Here is a 16,036-nt window from a genome sequence, read left to right as displayed (position 1 = left end):
GTCTCCAGATTCACCACACGCACGCCGTTGATGTTGTTGATGTCCACGGCACGGCCATCGGCGTGCGGGTCATTGGGATTGGCCGGATCAAAAGGCCGCCGCCCGCTGTTCACATTCACGGTGTCCAGCTTGGGCACCTCTTCCTTTATCCGCGCCACTGCGTCTTGCATCTCAGGCTTCAGATCGTCTTGCTTCGGGTCAGGCCGGGTCCGGTCGTCGTTCTTCCAGGTTACCTTTGCAGGGGGCCTGGGGCTGGCCTTGCCGCGCACTTCGTTCGGCTGCGTCACCTTGCCCCGATGCTCCGGACCGGTTGAGGAGGCGCTCCCGGTGCTGCCATACCAGCCATGCGCGCCATTGGGCTGAGGCTTGCCGCCGCCCCCGATTTTTGTGCCGCCGCCTTGCCGGAAGGAGTTCCCGAAGCGCCGGAGTTCAAAAACGGCTTCCGGGTTGGCGGCGACCACTCCCTATCCCTGGCCACCACCCACCAATCAACCTCGCCGCCGCCGCGCCGGCGGCTTTGGATGTCAGCGTGGGAATTTACCGGCGCAATGCCGCCCTGCTCGTCCGCGATCCACAATCTTCTGCCCTGGCTGTCTGTTATCATAAGAAACCGCCATCGAATTCGCAATGGAGTATAGCATGGGCTTTGGGCCCAGGATGATTTGGGACGGCTATTGGAAAGGAAAAGGATGAAAACGGCGGGTTGACAGGCTGTGGCGTAAGGGGCCCGAAGTGGTGCGACGGCTCCCTAGAAAGAAGAAACGCCCCCGGGCAAGGGCTCTACTTGGCGCTCACGCGGCGGCGCTTCACGTTGGCGCTGCCCGCCTGCTCCATGTCCGGGGGCGGAGAATCGCCGGGCTGGAGCTGCGCCACGGCAGGGCTCTCGTTGTGCTGCCCCAGGCTGGCCAGGCGCGCGATGATGACCTCCGGGTTGGGGTAGGTCTCCTTGAGCGAGGTAAGCAATTCCCGCGCCTTGGGCAGATTGCGCTCGGCCTCGTAGGCGTCGGCCAGCAGGTAGGTGCTCATGACCTTGACCTCCTGGGGAGCTTTCTCCATGGCCAGGATCTCGTCGAGAATTGTTTTGGCCTTGGGCCAGTTCCACGACATGCCGTAGGTCTGGGCCAGTTCGTACATGGCGCGGCTCTTGGTTTCCACGTCCTTGGCCTGCTGGATGCTCTGGGTGAGCAGGTCCACGGCCAGATCGGACTTGCCCAGAGCGCGGTCGGCGATGGCCATGCGCATTTGCGCCTGCACGGCCTTCGCGCTGTCGCCGCCTGCGGTGTCCAGGCACCGGCCCCAGGCGTCCAGGGCCTTCTTGCGCTGGCCCTGCTGCTCGTACAGTTCGCCCAGGCGAAACAAGAGCGGCCAGTTCTCCTTGGGTCTCGCCCCGAACTCCAGGGTGGCGGTCTCAAGCAGGGTCACGGCCTTGCCCGGGTCGCCCTTGACGCCCGCGCAAATGTCCACCAGGCGCGTCCAGGCTTCCAGGCGGTAGCGTCCTTGCGGGTCGGACTGCAAATAACGCTCGTAGGCTGTTTCGGCTTCCAAAAAATAGCCGCTGGAATAGGCTTCGCGGGCAATGGCGAGGTCGAGGGCCGGGCCCGTGCCTGCGCCCCGATCACAGGCCGTCAGACTAAGCTGAGCGGCCAGGACCAGGGCGCAGGCACAGGCAAGCAGTATGGATCGCGAGTTGGTCATGGACCCTATTCCTCGCCGGACAGCTCCCCTTCATCCAGGCCTTCAACGACGTCCAGCCCATCCACGGGGTCGAGACCCTGGCGCTGCACCAGGTCGAAGCCGGCCACCACGCCGCCGTCGCCCAGGTTCACCAGCCGCACGCCTTGGGTGGCGCGGCCAAGGTTCAGGCTCACCTGGGACACAGGGAAGCGCACAATCTTGTTGGCGCTGGAGAGCACCACCATTTGGTCGGTTTCTGCAACCATGACGGCGCCCACGACCTTGCCGGTCTTCTCGGTCACGCGCATGTTGATGATGCCCATGCCGGAGCGCGACTGGGCGCGGTACTGGTCAAGCGGCGTGCGCTTGCCGTAACCGAATTCGCTCACGGTGAGGATCTGCTCGCGGTCCGGGTCGCCGGTGACCACGCCAGCCACCACGCGGTCCTTGCCGCGCAAGGCGATGCCCTTGACGCCTTCGGTGGCGCGTCCCGTGGGGCGCACCTCGGAAATGGCGAAGCGGATGGCGGTGCCGTGTTCGGTGATGAGCACCATTTCAGAATCGTTCTGCACGCCGCAGACCATCATCAGCTCGTCTTCCGGCTTGAGGGAGACGGCGCGGATGCCGGTGGTGCGCGAGTTTGCGTAAAGCGCCGCGCTGGTGCGCTTGACCATGCCGCGGCGGGTGATGAACAGGAACTGGCGGTCCTCTGCGAACTCGCGCAGGGTGAGCGCAGTGGCGATGTTCTCGTCCTTCTCAAGGGGCACCAGGTTGGCGATGTGCGCGCCCTTGGCGTAGCGGCCGGCCTCAGGCACCTGGTGGGCCTTCAACTGGTACATGCGGCCCTGGTTGGTGAACAGCAGCAGATACTGGTGGTTGCTGGTCATCATGAAGGTGTGCACGAAGTCGCCGTCGCTGGTGGAGACTCCAGCGATGCCCTTTCCGCCGCGCCGCTGCTGCTGGTAGTGCGAAAGGCCGGTGCGCTTGATGTAGCCGCGCCGCGACAGGGTGATCACCGCCTCGTCGTCGGGGATCAGATCCTCAATGGCGATGTCGGTGGCTTCCTCAGCCACGATCTGAGTCTTGCGCGGGGTGGCGTAGTCGTCGCGCACCTGGATAAGTTCGTCGCGGATGACGCCCTTGAGCACGTCCTCGTTGGCCAGAATGCTCTTGAGGTAGGTGATGAGCTTGAGCAGCTCCTCGTACTCGGCCAGCAGCTTCTCGCGCTCCATGTTGGTCAGGCGCTGGAGGCGCATGTCCAAAATGGCCTGGGACTGAATGTCTGACAGGCCAAAGCGTTCCATGAGGCCGCTTTTCGCCTCCAGAGCGTTCTTGCTGGCGCGGATGAGGGCCACCACCTCGTCGATGTTGTCGATGGCGATCTTGAGGCCTTCCAGGATGTGTGCGCGGGCTTCGCTCTTGTCCAGGTCGAAGCGGGTGCGGCGGATGATGACCTCGCGCCGGTGCTCCAGGAAGTAGCCCAGGATGTGCTTGAGGTTGAGCAGCATGGGCCGGTTGCCCACCACGGCCATCATGTTGATGCCGAAGCTGCTTTCCAGAGGCGTGAACTTGTACAGGGCGTTGATGACTATCTCTGCGATGGCGCCGCGCTTGAGCTCCAGCACGATGCGGATGCCCTTGCGGTCGGACTCGTCGCGCAGGTCCACAACGCCTTCAATCTTCTTGTCGTTCACAAGGCCGGCGATCTTCTCCACCAGGCTCGACTTGTTGAGCGCAAAGGGAATTTCGCTGATGACGACGTTTTCCTTGCCGCCCTTCTTGGCTTCCTCAACGCTGACCACGCCGCGCATCTTGATGCTGCCGCGTCCAGTGAGGTAGGCGTCGGCCAGGCCGCGGCCCGTATAGACCATGCCGCCAGTGGGGAAGTCCGGTCCCTTGATGAACGGGAGCAGGTCGCGCGCCGTGCAGTTGGGGTTGTCCAGCACGTACAGCGTGCCGTCGATGAGCTCGCCCAGGTTGTGGGGTGGAATATTGGTGGCCATGCCGACCGCAATGCCCGAGCTGCCGTTCAAAAGCAGGTTGGGCACCTTGGCCGGTAGCACCGTGGGCTCTTCCAGTGTGTTGTCGTAGTTGGCCCGGAAGTCGACGGTCTTCTTTTCGATATCGCCCAAAAGCTCGCTGGCCAGCTTGGACATGCGCACTTCAGTGTAACGCATGGCTGCCGCGGCATCGCCGTCGATGGAACCAAAGTTACCCTGGCCATCCACCAGCGTGTCGCGCATGGAGAATTCCTGCGCCATGCGCACGAGGGCGTCGTACACCGCAGTGTCGCCGTGCGGGTGGTACATGCCGATGACGTTACCGACAACGCGCGCGGACTTCTTGTAGGCGCGGTTGTAGGAGTTGCCCAGCTCGTGCATGGCGTACAGAATGCGCCGGTGCACGGGTTTCAGGCCGTCGCGCACGTCCGGGATGGCGCGGCCAACGATGACGCTGAGCGAGTACTCCAGATAGGACTTCTGCATCTCGCGTTCAATGGTGACGTTCTGACTCACGTATATCCTCCGTATGCGGCGGGCGGGTTGCACTGCGGGCAGAGGCTTTGCCTCTTCCTGCAGCCCCCCTGCTCCGCCAGGGGGCCTGAGGCTCTCTGGACCCTCTTGCGGGACTGATCCAGAAATGCTGCTCAAGCGTATCTACAACAGACTCCAATAACCTGGGAATTCCTGGGGATCCCTCTCCCTGCGGCAGGGATCCTCGACAGGGCTCAGGGGCGACGCCCCCAAAAGCTGTTCCCCTAAATATCCAAATCTTCCACGGCCATGGCGTTTCTTTCTATGAACTCGCGGCGGGGCGCCACGCTGTCACCCATGAGCTCGCCGAAGATGCGGTTAGCCTCTTCGCCATCATCAATTCTGACCTGCAAAAGGGTGCGTTTCTCCGGGTCCATTGTGGTCTCCCACAACTGCTCCGGGTTCATTTCACCCAGACCTTTGTAGCGCTGCACAGTGTAGCCGCGGTTGGCCTCGTCGAGCACCACTGCGAGCAGGTTGAAGAACCCGCTAGCCTTGAGCTCCACACCGTCGGCCCGGACCACGACGAATTCCTCGCCGCCGCAATCGGCCAGCAGGCTCTGCAACGTCTCCTGGGCCTTGCGGAAGGTCTTGGACGCGAAGAACTCCACAGCCAGACGGGTGCGGTGCCCGTTGACGCTTGTGAAGACAACGAACACCCGGCGTTCGTTCTCGTCGTCCTGCACATCAAGCATGGCCTTGAATCCGGCAGCAAGAACCGGAGCCACAAGTTCCTCCAGGGTGCGCAGGGCCACCTCGGGGAGCGGGTTCACCGGAACAGGGGCTGCTTCAACAACAGGCAGGGGCTCGCCGTTTTCATCCACAGCGCCCAGTTCCGTCTGCGGCGCCTCTGGCAGGGCAGCCAGGGCCGTGGCGGTGAAGTCCTGTGGCGTGGGCTTGTCGGACCGCGCCAAGGCCAGGAACAGCGCTTCCTCAATGCCCATGTGCTGGGCTTCGCGGACGCGGTCCTTCACCTGGCGGATGGCGTCGAGCAGCTTGCGCAGATCCTTGCCGGAGAACTCACGCGCCGCCGCATCAGCGGTGGCCGAACCCGTGGCCCGGGCCACAAGGATCTTTTCGGCCTGGGAGAGCAGGAATGCGTGCAGTTCTTTCTCGTCCTTGATGTATTTTTCGAACTTGCCCTTGTGCGCGCGGAACAGCGGCGGTTGGGCGATGTAGATGTTTCCCCGGTCGATAAGCTCGCGGTACTGGCGGAAGAAGAACGTGAGCAGCAGTGTGCGAATGTGGCTGCCGTCCACGTCTGCGTCGGTCATGATGACGATCTTGTGGTAGCGCAGGCGGTCGAAGTCCGGCCCCTGGTCGTCTTCTATGCCATTTCCCGGCACGCCCACGCCCATGGCTGTGATGAGGGCGCGGATTTCCTTGTTGCCCAGCATCTTGTCGTATCTGGTCTTCTCCACGTTCAGGATTTTGCCGCGCAGGGGCAAAATGGCCTGGATACGCGGGTTTCGGCCCTGTTTGGCCGAACCACCTGCAGAGTCGCCCTCGACGATGAAGATTTCAGACTCGACCGGGTCCTTGCTCTGACAGTCGGCAAGCTTGCCGGGCAGGGCGTTGTCGGACAGCGCCCCCTTGCGGCGGACGAGATCGCGGGCCTTGCGGGCCGCCTCGCGCGCTCTGGCCGCGTCCACCACCTTCTCAATTATGTTCCGGGCTTCCTTGGGGTTTTCCTCCAGGAAACGGGACAACTTCTCGTACACCAGGCCGGAAACCAGACCAGCTACCTCGGAGTTGCCGAGCTTGGTCTTGGTCTGGCCCTCGAACTGCGGCATGGGCAGCTTGACGCTGACAACTGTGGTCAGGCCCTCGCGCACGTCGTCGCCAGAGAGCTTCTCCTTGATCTTCTTGGCCAGGTCCGACTTCTGGATATAGGTATTCAGCGCGCGGGTCAGGGCTGTCTTGAAGCCCGCCAGGTGCGTGCCGCCTTCAACTGTACGGATGTTGTTGGCAAAGGTCAGGACGTTTTCTTTGTAGCCCTGGTTGTACTGCAGGGCGAATTCCGTGACCACCGTGCCATGCCCGCCGGAATCAGCGTCGCCGATGCCGTAAATCATGTCGTGCACCACGGTCTGGCCATGGTTCATGTCCTCGACGAAACTGCGCAGGCCTCCGTCGAACTTGAAGTTGTCCTTGCTGCCGGTGCGCTCGTCAACGAATTCGATTTCCATGCCGCGGTTCAGGTAGGCCAGTTCCTGAAAACGCTTCTTGAGGATGGGATATTCGTATTGATTGGTCTCGAAGATTTCTTCGTCGGGCTTGAATCGCACCTTCGTGCCGGTGCCGGTGGCGTCGCCGATCTCCTTCACGGGGCCCGTGGGCACGCCGCGCTCGTACGTCTGCTGGTATGCCCTGCCGTTGCGCTTCACCGTGGCGGTGAGGCTTTCAGACAGCGCATTGACCACGCTGACGCCCACGCCGTGCAGACCGCCTGAGACCTTGTAGGCATTGTTATCGAACTTGCCGCCCGCATGCAGGATGGTCATGACGACTTCAAGGGCCGTCTTCTTCTCCTTGGGGTGCATATCCACGGGAATGCCGCGGCCGTTGTCAGACACAGTGACGGAGTTGTCCATGTGCAAGGTCACTTTCACACGCGTGCAGTGTCCGGCCATGGCTTCGTCGATGGCGTTGTCCACGACTTCATACACCAGGTGGTGCAGGCCGCGCACATCGGTGGAGCCGATGTACATGGCCGGGCGTTTGCGGACGGCAGATAGCCCTTCAAGTACAGTGATGCTGTCCGCGGTATAAGCCGCGGCGTTCTTTTCCTTGTCGGTCATTTAGGCGTTTTCCTCGGCGTAGTAGGTATCTTCCTGGATCATCATGGGCATGATGATGACACTGTAGTTCTGGTCCTTGTCGCCGGAAACGCCACAGGGCGCCTCGGCTCCCGTGAGGGTCAGGGTGACTTCCTCGGAACTGTAGTGGGACAGGATCTCCATGAGGTTCTTGGTGGGAAAGGCGATGCGCTGCAGATCGCCCTGGTACGTTGCGGGCAGGGGCTCCTGAGCCGTGCCCACGTCCTGACCCTGGCTGTAGAGCACCACCTCGCCCGGGCTGAACAGGAAATACGTGCAGCGGTTGCTGTCGGTATTAAAAATCAGGATGCGCTCCAGAATGTCGATGAGCTCAGCCCGGTTCACGGTGAGGCGCGAGGCGGACGGATCCTTGAGCTTTGACAGGAAGCCCTGGTAGTTGGGGTACTGATAGAACGACAGCGGCAGGCTGAAGGTCTCGCGCTTGTCGCCCGTGCGCAGGAACATGCGCTTTTCGCCAAGGGACAGTTCGATCTCGTCCTCGCCAAGCCATTTTTTGAGCTCGGAAAGATACTTGCGCTGGATGAGCGCGCCTTCGCGGGGCAACAGGTCAAAAATGTCGTCGTTGACGAAGGTGAACATGGCGAACTGGTGGCCGTTGAGGCCGCAGACCTCCACGCGCTTGCCCTGGGCGTCCTGCTCCGGCTTGAGGTACAGGCAGGCGATGGCCTCCATGCTGTCCTCCTCGCTGATGCAGAAGCCGATCTTCTCGATGACCTCGTGCAGGAAGTCGCCGCTCCAGAAAACGGTTTCGCCCTCCGGGAAGGGGGCGAAAGCCTGGAACCATTCTGGCTCGTTGGCGGGCAGCTTGTATTTGCGGCGTCCCTGCTCAATGAGCACGTTTTTGCCCTCGCCATCCGCCTTGATGGTCAGCTCGCCCTTGGGCAGGTTGCGCACCAGGTCGCAGAAGGCTCGACCCTGCACTCCCACCCGGCCAGGGGTCATGACCTGCGCAGGGTACTCGCCGCAGAACTCCAGGCTGGAGTCCGTGGACATGATCTTAAGGCTGCCGCCTTCGGCTTCCATCCAGATGCTGCGCAAAAACGCCGCCCCGGTTTTGGCCGGGATGATGCCTGCGGACTTCTGCAATCCCTCGATGATTTCGTCGCGGTTTACTTTAACAAACATAGATATTCTCCTTATGGCTATTATTAGCCGCGCCGTTTTGTTCGAAACAGTGGCAAGCCAGGAAATTCACTTCATTTATTTGGAACACAGACTGTCGCTTCACAGGAACAGAGTGTTGTTTCACGGACCCTTGGAACAGCCTTACGACGGTTGCCGACAACGAAGCTTCAAATCTTTCAACAGTTGTTTCATTTCTTTTTCATCTTCCTGAATTTCATTGATTTTTTTTACTGAATAAATGACTGTGCTATGGTCTTTGCCGCCAAAGGATCGTCCCAGGGCCGGGTAGGAAAGGCCCAGCATGTGCCGGCACAAATACATGGCCACCTGGCGGGCCAAGGCGATGTTTTGCCTTCTATCCTCGCCCAGCACGTCCTTCTTGCTCACTTGGTAGTGCTGGCAAACGATGTCGATGACCACGTCCACAGTTATCTGCGGCTGGTCGCGCTCCTCGGTGTTGGAGAGGATCTGCTCGAAATCGCGCGCGGATATGTCGCGACGCACCAGTTCGCGGAATGCCAGAAGCTTGATGAGGATGCCGCCCAGCGCCCGGAAGTTCTGGAAGCGCTGGGCCAGGGTCAGCACCTGCTCCTTGGAGAGCGGCAGCTTTTTGGCGCGCACGCGCTCTTGGATGAGCGCAACGCGCACCTCCATATCCGGCTGCTTCAGACCCACCACAAGGCCGCCTTCCAGTCGTGAGCGCAGCGATGGCAGCAGCTCCTCCCAGGCGCCGATGCGGTCCTGGCAGGTGAATACCATCTGGCGGCGGGCGTCCTGGAATTGATTGAAGATGATCAGCAGCTCTTGTTGGAGTCGCTCGTCTCCGGCCAGCCAGTGGATGTCGTCCACCAGGAGGAAGCGGTGCTGGTTCACGTGGTCGCGCGCGGCCAGTGTGTCCGGCGCAGACAAGAGCGCCCGCAGCCCCTCGCCCGTCGTGACCAGGATATCGGTCAGCGGATGGGTCTTGGCCATCTCGTTGGCAATGGCCTTCAAAAGATGACTTTTGCCCGAACCGGATTTGCCGCAGATGACGAAGGGGTTGAACTGGGCCCCGTCTGACCGGGCAACTTGCCTGGCTGTCTCCAGCGGGAAATAATTTTTCGAGTTGGTGAGGAAGCTTTCGAAGCTGTACTGGGAGTCAAAGGGAAAGGCCAGCTTGCGAGGGTGCTTCTGTGTCGCGTCGGGCTGTCCGCTGCCGTTGCCGCCCGGCGCTTCTTGGGCGGGTGCGCCGCGGCGCGCAGCAGGGGCCACGTAGCGGATGTCGCAGGCACGCCCCTGGAAGCGGAAAATCTCGGCCTCGAAACGGTCCTGCATGCGCCCGGCGAACCATTGGGCGAAGTAGCTGTGCGGAAAGGCCACGCGCACTTCATGTCCGCCCTCGGACAACTCGATGTCCAGAGGGTCGTACCAGCGTTTCAGCTCCTGTTCGGAGCAACTGGCGGACAAATGTTCACGGAGGGCTTTCTTCACGGCTTGGGGAGCCTCTCAGGGGTGGTGCAATTTGTGGAAAAATAAGGAGATTTTTTTTGCTCCAGAGGAGAGGTCGGACAGCCGTCCCAATCCCACTGTCTTGTACCTGAAAACCCTTCCGATGCCAAGCGAATAGCGCACGGCGCTTACGGTAAAAACCATTGCCATCCTGAGCGATTTGGGCCATGTTGTGCAGCGCCGGAAGCCTGTGGGTTTTCCACAGAATTCGGGCTGGTTTTCCAGAATGTGTTCAAACGCGCTGCGTGCGGCCCGGGTAGTCTTTTCTCATCCGGGGATCGGCTGCGGTAGAGGCAGAATCATGGGCGGCAAAAAACGCGCCGGAAAAAGCGGACGGGTGGCCTTCACCCTGATCATCGGCAAGGACGCGGCGCGCGCCCGTAAGGCGCTTGCTCCTGCCCCAAAACCACATGTGGATATGAGGCGAAAGAAACCCCGGCGCAGCCAGGACTACCTCGCCGATACCGCCGAATAGCGCCTTATTTCTGCCCGGCCTGGTCCGGGTGTCAGCGGAGGATGCATGGCCGTCAAAGCCAAGACCGAAAAGACCATCGCCGAGATTAACGAGCGCATCAAGAAGGGCAAGGCCGTCGTCCTCACAGCCGAGGAGATGGTCGAGACCGTCAAGCGCCTGGGCAAGACCAAGGCCGCCAAGGAAGTCGACGTGGTCACCACGGGCACTTTTTCGCCCATGTGCTCCTCTGGTCTGCTCTTCAATTTCGGCCAGGAGCCGCCTCTCATGCGCGCTTCCCAGGTCTGGCTGAACAATGTGCCCTGCTATGGCGGTTTGGCCGCTGTGGACGCCTTTCTGGGCGCCACGGAGCCCAGCGCCGACGATCCGCTGAACAAGGTCTATCCCGGTCGTTTCGCGTACGGCGGCGGGCATGTCATCGAGGACCTGCTGCGCGGCAAGCCTGTGCGCCTGCGCGCCAAGAGCTACGTCACCGACTGCTATCCGCGAAAGGAGCTGGAAAAGGACGTCACCCTGGCCAGCCTGCCCTATGCGCAGCTCCTGAACCCGCGCAATTGCTACCAGAACTACAACTGCGCCGTGAACATGAGCGGCCGCACGATCTACACGTACATGGGACCGCTGAAGCCGGGGTGCCGCAACGCCAACTACGCCACCTCGGGCCAGCTTTCGCCCCTGTTCAATGATCCCTACCTGCGCACCATCGGTCTGGGAACGCGGATCTTCATGGGCGGCGGCGTGGGCTACGTCATCGGCGCTGGCACGCAACACAATCCAAAGCCCCAGCGCAACGAGCGCGGCATTCCCCTTTCCGCCGCAGGAACCCTCATGCTCAAGGGCGACCTGAAGCAGATGGATCCCCGTTACGTGCGCGGCTTGTCGCTGGTGGGGTATGGCTGCTCCCTGAACATGGGCGTGGGCATCCCCATCCCCATCCTCGACGAGGACATGGCCTGGTTCGCCGGAGTCAGCGACGCCGACATACAGATGCCCATCAAGGATTACGGCTACGATTACCCCACGGGCGTCAACCGGGTTATCAGCTACGCCACCTTCGAGGAGCTTAAGAGCGGCAGCATCGTGGTCAACGAGCGAACCGCCCAGACCGTGCCGGTAACCAGCTACACCATGTCGCTGGAGATAGCCGAAGAATTGAAAAAATGGATCGTAGAGGGCAAGTTCCTGCTCACCGAGCCACAGGACAAGATTCCGTCCATGTGATACGAAAGGGAGGCCGCGAGCCTCCCTTTTTTTGAAGAGCAAATGGCGAACCCACTCGCGCCGCAAGGACTCCGCCAGGCGGAGAGCGGCGTGGAACCTTCAGCCCAGGTGCATCATGCCCGAACTGCTTCGAGCGGCCTCAGTCGCGCCCATGACCCCGGACCAGCCGCCCCTTCTGGAAGACGCCGCCGTGGTGCTGGAGGGAGACGAGATTTTGGATCTTGGTTCCTACAGCCACATGAAAAGGCTGCATGGAGGCCCGGTGCGCGATCTTGGTTCCGTGACCCTGGCCCCGGCCACCTTCAACAGTCATGTGCACCTTGAAATGTGCCACATGCTCGGGCGCACTGTCTCCGGCCAAGGCTTCGTCCCCTGGGTCACAAGCCTTGTGTCGCAACCGCTGTACGACCTGGACCCGGCCAGGGTGCGCGCCGAGCTGTTCCGCATGGAGCAGCGCGGCGTTGGCTTTCTGGCCGACATAAGCACCCGCAATGCCGCCAAGGTGGGCGAGATCCTGGCCAGCTCCGGCCTTGGCTTCGCCTCCTTTTTCGAGGTCATCGGCAACGAGACGCCAGCGGACCCGGCCAGCCTTTTGCCCCAGGTGCGCGATGTGGACGACTGCGGCCGGGGCGTCATGTCTTTGGCCGGGCACGCCCTGTACAGCACCAGCCCGGAGCTCATTCGCGCCGCCAAGGGTCTGAGCCTGGAGCGCGGCTTGCCTTTCTCGCTGCACTTGGCGGAGCACACGGACGAGGACACGATCCTGCTGTACGGCAAAAGCCCGTTTCTAGACCTGCTCATGGCCCGGGGCTATCTGACCAGCTACACGGCTCCGGAAAGGCGTCCGGTGCCCTTGGCGCAAGAATTAGGCATTCTCGACGAGGGCACGCTGCTTGTTCATTGCGTCACCGTGACGGATGCGGACGTGAAGATCATCGCCGCCAGCAAGGCCAGCGTGTGTCTGTGCCCCCGCAGCAATGAATTCATCGGCGTGGGCGAGGCGCCCGTGCGCGGTCTTCTCGACGCTGGAGTGAATGTTTGCCTGGGCACTGATGGCCTGTGCTCCAACGCGGACTTGGACCCCTACGGCGAGGTTGCCTGGCTGCTGGAGCGCCACCCTGGGCTGGACCTCGTGGCCGCTTTGGCCCTCATCACCGCAAACCCGGCGCGCTACTTTAGCCGGAGCATTCCCCGGGCGCGTCGCCTGGGAAGTCTTGCACCCGGTCAAATGGCGCGATTCTCCATCGTGCCCCAGGCCGTTCTGGACATCTGTTCGCACAGGTAACGACCCGCCCTTGCCCCTCCCCACGGAGGATACGGCAGGGGAGAAGCCCGGCGTAGGCCGGGGGAGGAAGGAGACCGACATGCAGTGGAAACACAAAGACCTGCTGGATGTCTCCCAGCTTTCCGCGGATGAAGTGCGCCATATTCTGGCCACTGCCGCGTATTTCCGGGAGATCAACAGCCGCCCCGTGAAAAAGGTGCCGACCCTCAAGGGCCGCAGCGTGGTGCTCTTTTTCGCAGAGCCCAGCACCCGCACCAAAACCAGCTTCGACATGGCAGGCAAGCGCCTGTCCGCCGACACCTTCGCCTTGCAGAAAAGCGGCTCCAGCCTGGCCAAGGGCGAGACCCTCAAGGACACGGCCCTCACCCTGCAAGCCATGAACCCGGACGGCATCGTTATCCGCCATGGCTCCAGCGGCGCGGCGCAGTTTCTGGCCGAGCGCCTGGAGTGCAGCGTCATCAACGCCGGTGACGGACGCCATGCCCACCCCACCCAGGCCCTGCTGGACGCGCTGACTCTCTCGCGCCGCTGGAAGGGCGACTTCGCTGGAAAGACCGTGCTCATCCTGGGCGACATCGCCCACAGTCGCGTGGCGCGGTCCAATGTGCTGCTGCTCACCCTGCTGGGCGCCAAGGTGCGCCTGTGCGCCCCTCGCACCCTGCTCCCGCCCCGGCTGGACACCTGGCCGGTGGAGGTCGTGAGCGACCTGAAGCAGGCCTGCCGGGACGTCGACTCGGTCATGTGCCTGCGCCTGCAGCTGGAGCGACAGCAGGCGGGCCTGCTACCCGACCTGCGCGAGTATGCGCGCACCTTCGGCCTGTGCGAGACGCATCTTCTGGACGCTGCGCCTGGCTGCTGCGTTCTGCACCCCGGGCCCATCAACCGGGGGGTGGAGATCGGCTCCGACCTGGCGGACTCTGCCGAGAGTCTGATCCTTGAGCAGGTGGAAAACGGCGTGGCCGTGCGCATGGCCCTGCTTTTCCTGTACCTTACCCGCAAATCCCCGGACGCCAGCCCAGTCGCCCAGTCCGGCATGCCCGAATAGGAGGCCCCACATGCCCGAGAAGCAGAAGAAACTCGACCTTGCGGTGCGCGGCGCCCTCTGGTTCGGACCCCTGAAGGGTGACGGCAAGGGGAAGAAGGCCAAGAAAGGCGGCCAGCTTGTTGATGTCCTGGTGTCCAAGGGCAAGATCGTTGCCCTGACCCCCGCAGGCAGCCTGGACATGCGCGCAGAGAAGGAGCTGGACGCAGGGGGCAAGGTGCTGCTGCCTAGCCTCACGGACGTGCATGTGCACCTGCGCGAACCCGGCCAGGAATACAAGGAGGACATCGCCTCCGGCCTTGGGGCCGCAGCTTTCGGCGGTTTCTCAAACATTTTGTGCATGGCCAACACCAAGCCGGTGAACGACACCGCCAGCGTCACTGAGTTCATGCTGGAGCAGGCCCGCAAGAGCTGGCCCAACGGCCCCCGCCTGTTTCCCATCGGCGCGCTGACCAAGGGCCTCAAGGGCCAGGAGCTTGCGCCCATGGCCGAGCTTGCCAAGGCCGGCTGCGCTGCGTTTTCCAACGATGGCCGCCCGGTGGAGAGCACCGAGCTGTTCCGCCGCGCCATGGAGTACGCCCAGGACCTGGGCAAGATCGTCATCGACCATTGTGAAGATCCTTTCTTGGCCCCGGCGGCGGGCATGAATGAAGGCGAGGTGTCCAGCCGGCTCGGCCTGCCCGCCCAGCCAGACGTGGCCGAGGCCATCCAGGTGGCGCGCGACGTGCTCTTGGCCGAGTACCTGAACGCGCCCATCCATCTGGCGCACGTTTCCTGCGAAAAGAGCGTGGCCCTTATCCGTTTCGCCAAGGCGCGCGGCGTGGACGTAACGGCTGAGACCTGCCCGCACTACCTCACCCTCACCGAGGAAGAGGCGGCGGGCTTCAGCGCCAGCGCCAAGGTCAGTCCGCCCCTGCGCGTGAAGGCGGACATCGACGCCCTGCTGGATGCTCTGGCCGATGGCACGGTGGACATGCTGGCCACGGACCACGCGCCCCACGCGGCCCATGAGAAGGAAGTGGAGTTCGATCAGGCTCCCTGCGGCATCTCCGGGCTGGACACGGCCCTGGCCACCACCTGGGAGCTTGTGCGCGTAGGAAAGCTGCCCTTCGACGCCTTTGTCCGCGCCTGGACCAGCGCCCCGTGCAAACGCTTCGGCCTGCCGCTGAACACTTTCGCCCCAGGCGACCCCGCAGACTTCGTGCTTTATGACCAGGACGCAGCCTGGACGGTCAACGCCGAGACCATGAAGAGCAAGAGCAAGAACACTCCGCTGTACGGGCGCACCCTGCGGGGACGGGTTTCGGCCCATTTCCTTGCGGGCAAAATGGTGGTAGGAAGTATCTCGCCGGGCGCTTAAGCCCGTTGCCGAGGACTACGAACCCAAGCCCCCTGCCCCCCATCCGCACGCGGGGCTGAAAGCGGAGGATCAATGAGCCAGCCCTTTAAAGACGCCGTCGGTCTGTGCAAGACCATCATGCGCAACGGCTATGACGCCTATGTCATCAACGCGCGGCTGCAGAAGTCCGCCCTTGCCGAGTCCGGGGCCGAGCTGGCCATGGACATCAGCACGGAGTTGGATTTCGACGGCCTCAAGCGCCAGTTCCCGAACATCGAAACCTGCAATGAAGAGGGGGTCACCGGCCTCCTGCGCCAGGGCGGAACCACTTTCTTTTTCCACCCTGCAGCGGTGGAGAACGGCGCACACCCCGAGGAGTGCGTGGCCCGGCTCACCCCGCGCCTGCTGAAGCTCCTGCAGGAGCGCGGCGAGATTCCCCTTTCCGCAGCCTGCCCGTATCTGCCCACGGCCCAGGAGCAGGACCACGGCCTGGTGTTCGACCACGGCCAGGTGCGCATCAAGGGCTTTCCGGACCAGGCGCTGAAGCAGGACTATCTGCTGGCCGTGCGCGCCATGCGCTTTGCCGCAAACTACCACCTGCCCATCGAGCCCAACACCTGGCTGGCCATTGTGCGCGGCGCTCGCCGCGTGCTGGACTACTGCCCCGTGTCCGACATCATGGACGAATGGCGCAAGGTGGAGGCCGAGAACCTGCACGCCTTTGTGCTGCTGCTTTTTGAGTGCCAGATCCTGCACGGCTTCATCCCTGAGATCGCCGCCCTGGCCCGTGTGAAGCAGATCAAAAGCCCGGAGGCCGGGGAAGAGACTGTCTTCGTCCACACCATCGACGTGATGCGCCACTATCCCGAAGTGCTGCCCTACGACTGGTACGGCACCCTCGCCTGCATGTTTCACGACGTGGGCAAGCTGTACACGGCGGAGTTCTCAGATGGCCAGTGGAGCTTCCTGCAGCACCACCGCGTGGGCGCCAAGGTCACGCGCAAGATCCTGAACCG

General features: G+C 62.6%; 12 protein-coding genes. 6 read left to right on the top strand and 6 right to left on the bottom strand.

The genetic code is table 11. The features are described from left to right. From Q8O35_RS12715 to Q8O35_RS12690, 6 genes are all read right to left on the bottom strand, one after another. The coding region (locus Q8O35_RS12715) for a hypothetical protein (protein WP_305573890.1) at window positions 1–461 on the bottom strand (461 nt) is incomplete at its 3' end. Window positions 462–780: 319 nt separating this feature from the next. Further along, window positions 781–1,695 (bottom strand): lipopolysaccharide assembly protein LapB, encoded by a 915-nt coding sequence (locus tag Q8O35_RS12710; protein ID WP_305573888.1) that lies wholly within the window; start codon window positions 1,693–1,695, stop codon window positions 781–783. 5 nt (window positions 1,696–1,700) lie between these two features. Then, window positions 1,701–4,190: a DNA gyrase subunit A gene (gyrA, locus tag Q8O35_RS12705; protein ID WP_305573886.1), complete on the bottom strand. Its 2,490-nt coding sequence runs from the start codon at window positions 4,188–4,190 to the stop codon at window positions 1,701–1,703. A gap of 242 nt (window positions 4,191–4,432) precedes the next feature. Continuing rightward, a complete protein-coding gene (gene gyrB, locus Q8O35_RS12700) occupies window positions 4,433–7,009 on the bottom strand; it encodes a DNA topoisomerase (ATP-hydrolyzing) subunit B (protein WP_305573884.1) in 2,577 nt (858 codons plus the stop codon). Further along, complete coding sequence (gene dnaN, locus Q8O35_RS12695) at window positions 7,010–8,173, bottom strand: DNA polymerase III subunit beta (RefSeq protein ID WP_305573882.1); 1,164 nt, start codon at window positions 8,171–8,173, stop codon at window positions 7,010–7,012. It lies immediately after the preceding gene. Window positions 8,174–8,314: 141 nt separating this feature from the next. Next, window positions 8,315–9,643: a DnaA ATPase domain-containing protein gene (locus tag Q8O35_RS12690; protein WP_305573880.1), complete on the bottom strand. Its 1,329-nt coding sequence runs from the start codon at window positions 9,641–9,643 to the stop codon at window positions 8,315–8,317. Window positions 9,644–9,962: 319 nt separating this feature from the next. Here Q8O35_RS12690 and Q8O35_RS12685 point away from each other — a divergent pair, with 319 nt between their 5' ends. The 6 genes from Q8O35_RS12685 to Q8O35_RS12660 form a co-directional block, all read left to right on the top strand. Then, entirely contained in the window at window positions 9,963–10,136 is a 174-nt protein-coding gene (locus Q8O35_RS12685) for a hypothetical protein (protein ID WP_305573878.1), read from the top strand. A 45-nt stretch (window positions 10,137–10,181) separates the two neighbouring features. Beyond that, window positions 10,182–11,354, top strand: coding sequence for a homocysteine biosynthesis protein (locus tag Q8O35_RS12680; RefSeq protein ID WP_305573876.1), 1,173 nt, complete (start codon window positions 10,182–10,184; stop codon window positions 11,352–11,354). Window positions 11,355–11,469: 115 nt separating this feature from the next. Then, window positions 11,470–12,639: an amidohydrolase family protein gene (locus Q8O35_RS12675; RefSeq protein WP_305573874.1), complete on the top strand. Its 1,170-nt coding sequence runs from the start codon at window positions 11,470–11,472 to the stop codon at window positions 12,637–12,639. Between the two features lie 79 nt (window positions 12,640–12,718). Further along, window positions 12,719–13,684 (top strand): aspartate carbamoyltransferase catalytic subunit, encoded by a 966-nt coding sequence (locus tag Q8O35_RS12670; RefSeq protein ID WP_305573872.1) that lies wholly within the window; start codon window positions 12,719–12,721, stop codon window positions 13,682–13,684. A 10-nt stretch (window positions 13,685–13,694) separates the two neighbouring features. Further along, window positions 13,695–15,041 carry a dihydroorotase gene (locus Q8O35_RS12665; RefSeq protein ID WP_305573871.1) on the top strand — a complete coding sequence of 449 codons (1,347 nt, stop codon included), beginning with the start codon at window positions 13,695–13,697 and terminating at the stop codon, window positions 15,039–15,041. A 72-nt stretch (window positions 15,042–15,113) separates the two neighbouring features. After that, a partial coding sequence (locus tag Q8O35_RS12660) for an HD family phosphohydrolase (RefSeq protein ID WP_305573869.1) occupies window positions 15,114–16,036 on the top strand: 923 nt, incomplete at its 3' end.

The sequence above is a fragment of the Humidesulfovibrio sp. genome, assembly GCF_030689645.1.
Lineage (GTDB): Bacteria > Desulfobacterota > Desulfovibrionia > Desulfovibrionales > Desulfovibrionaceae > Humidesulfovibrio.
This window is presented reverse-complemented; position numbering and strand designations above follow the sequence as displayed.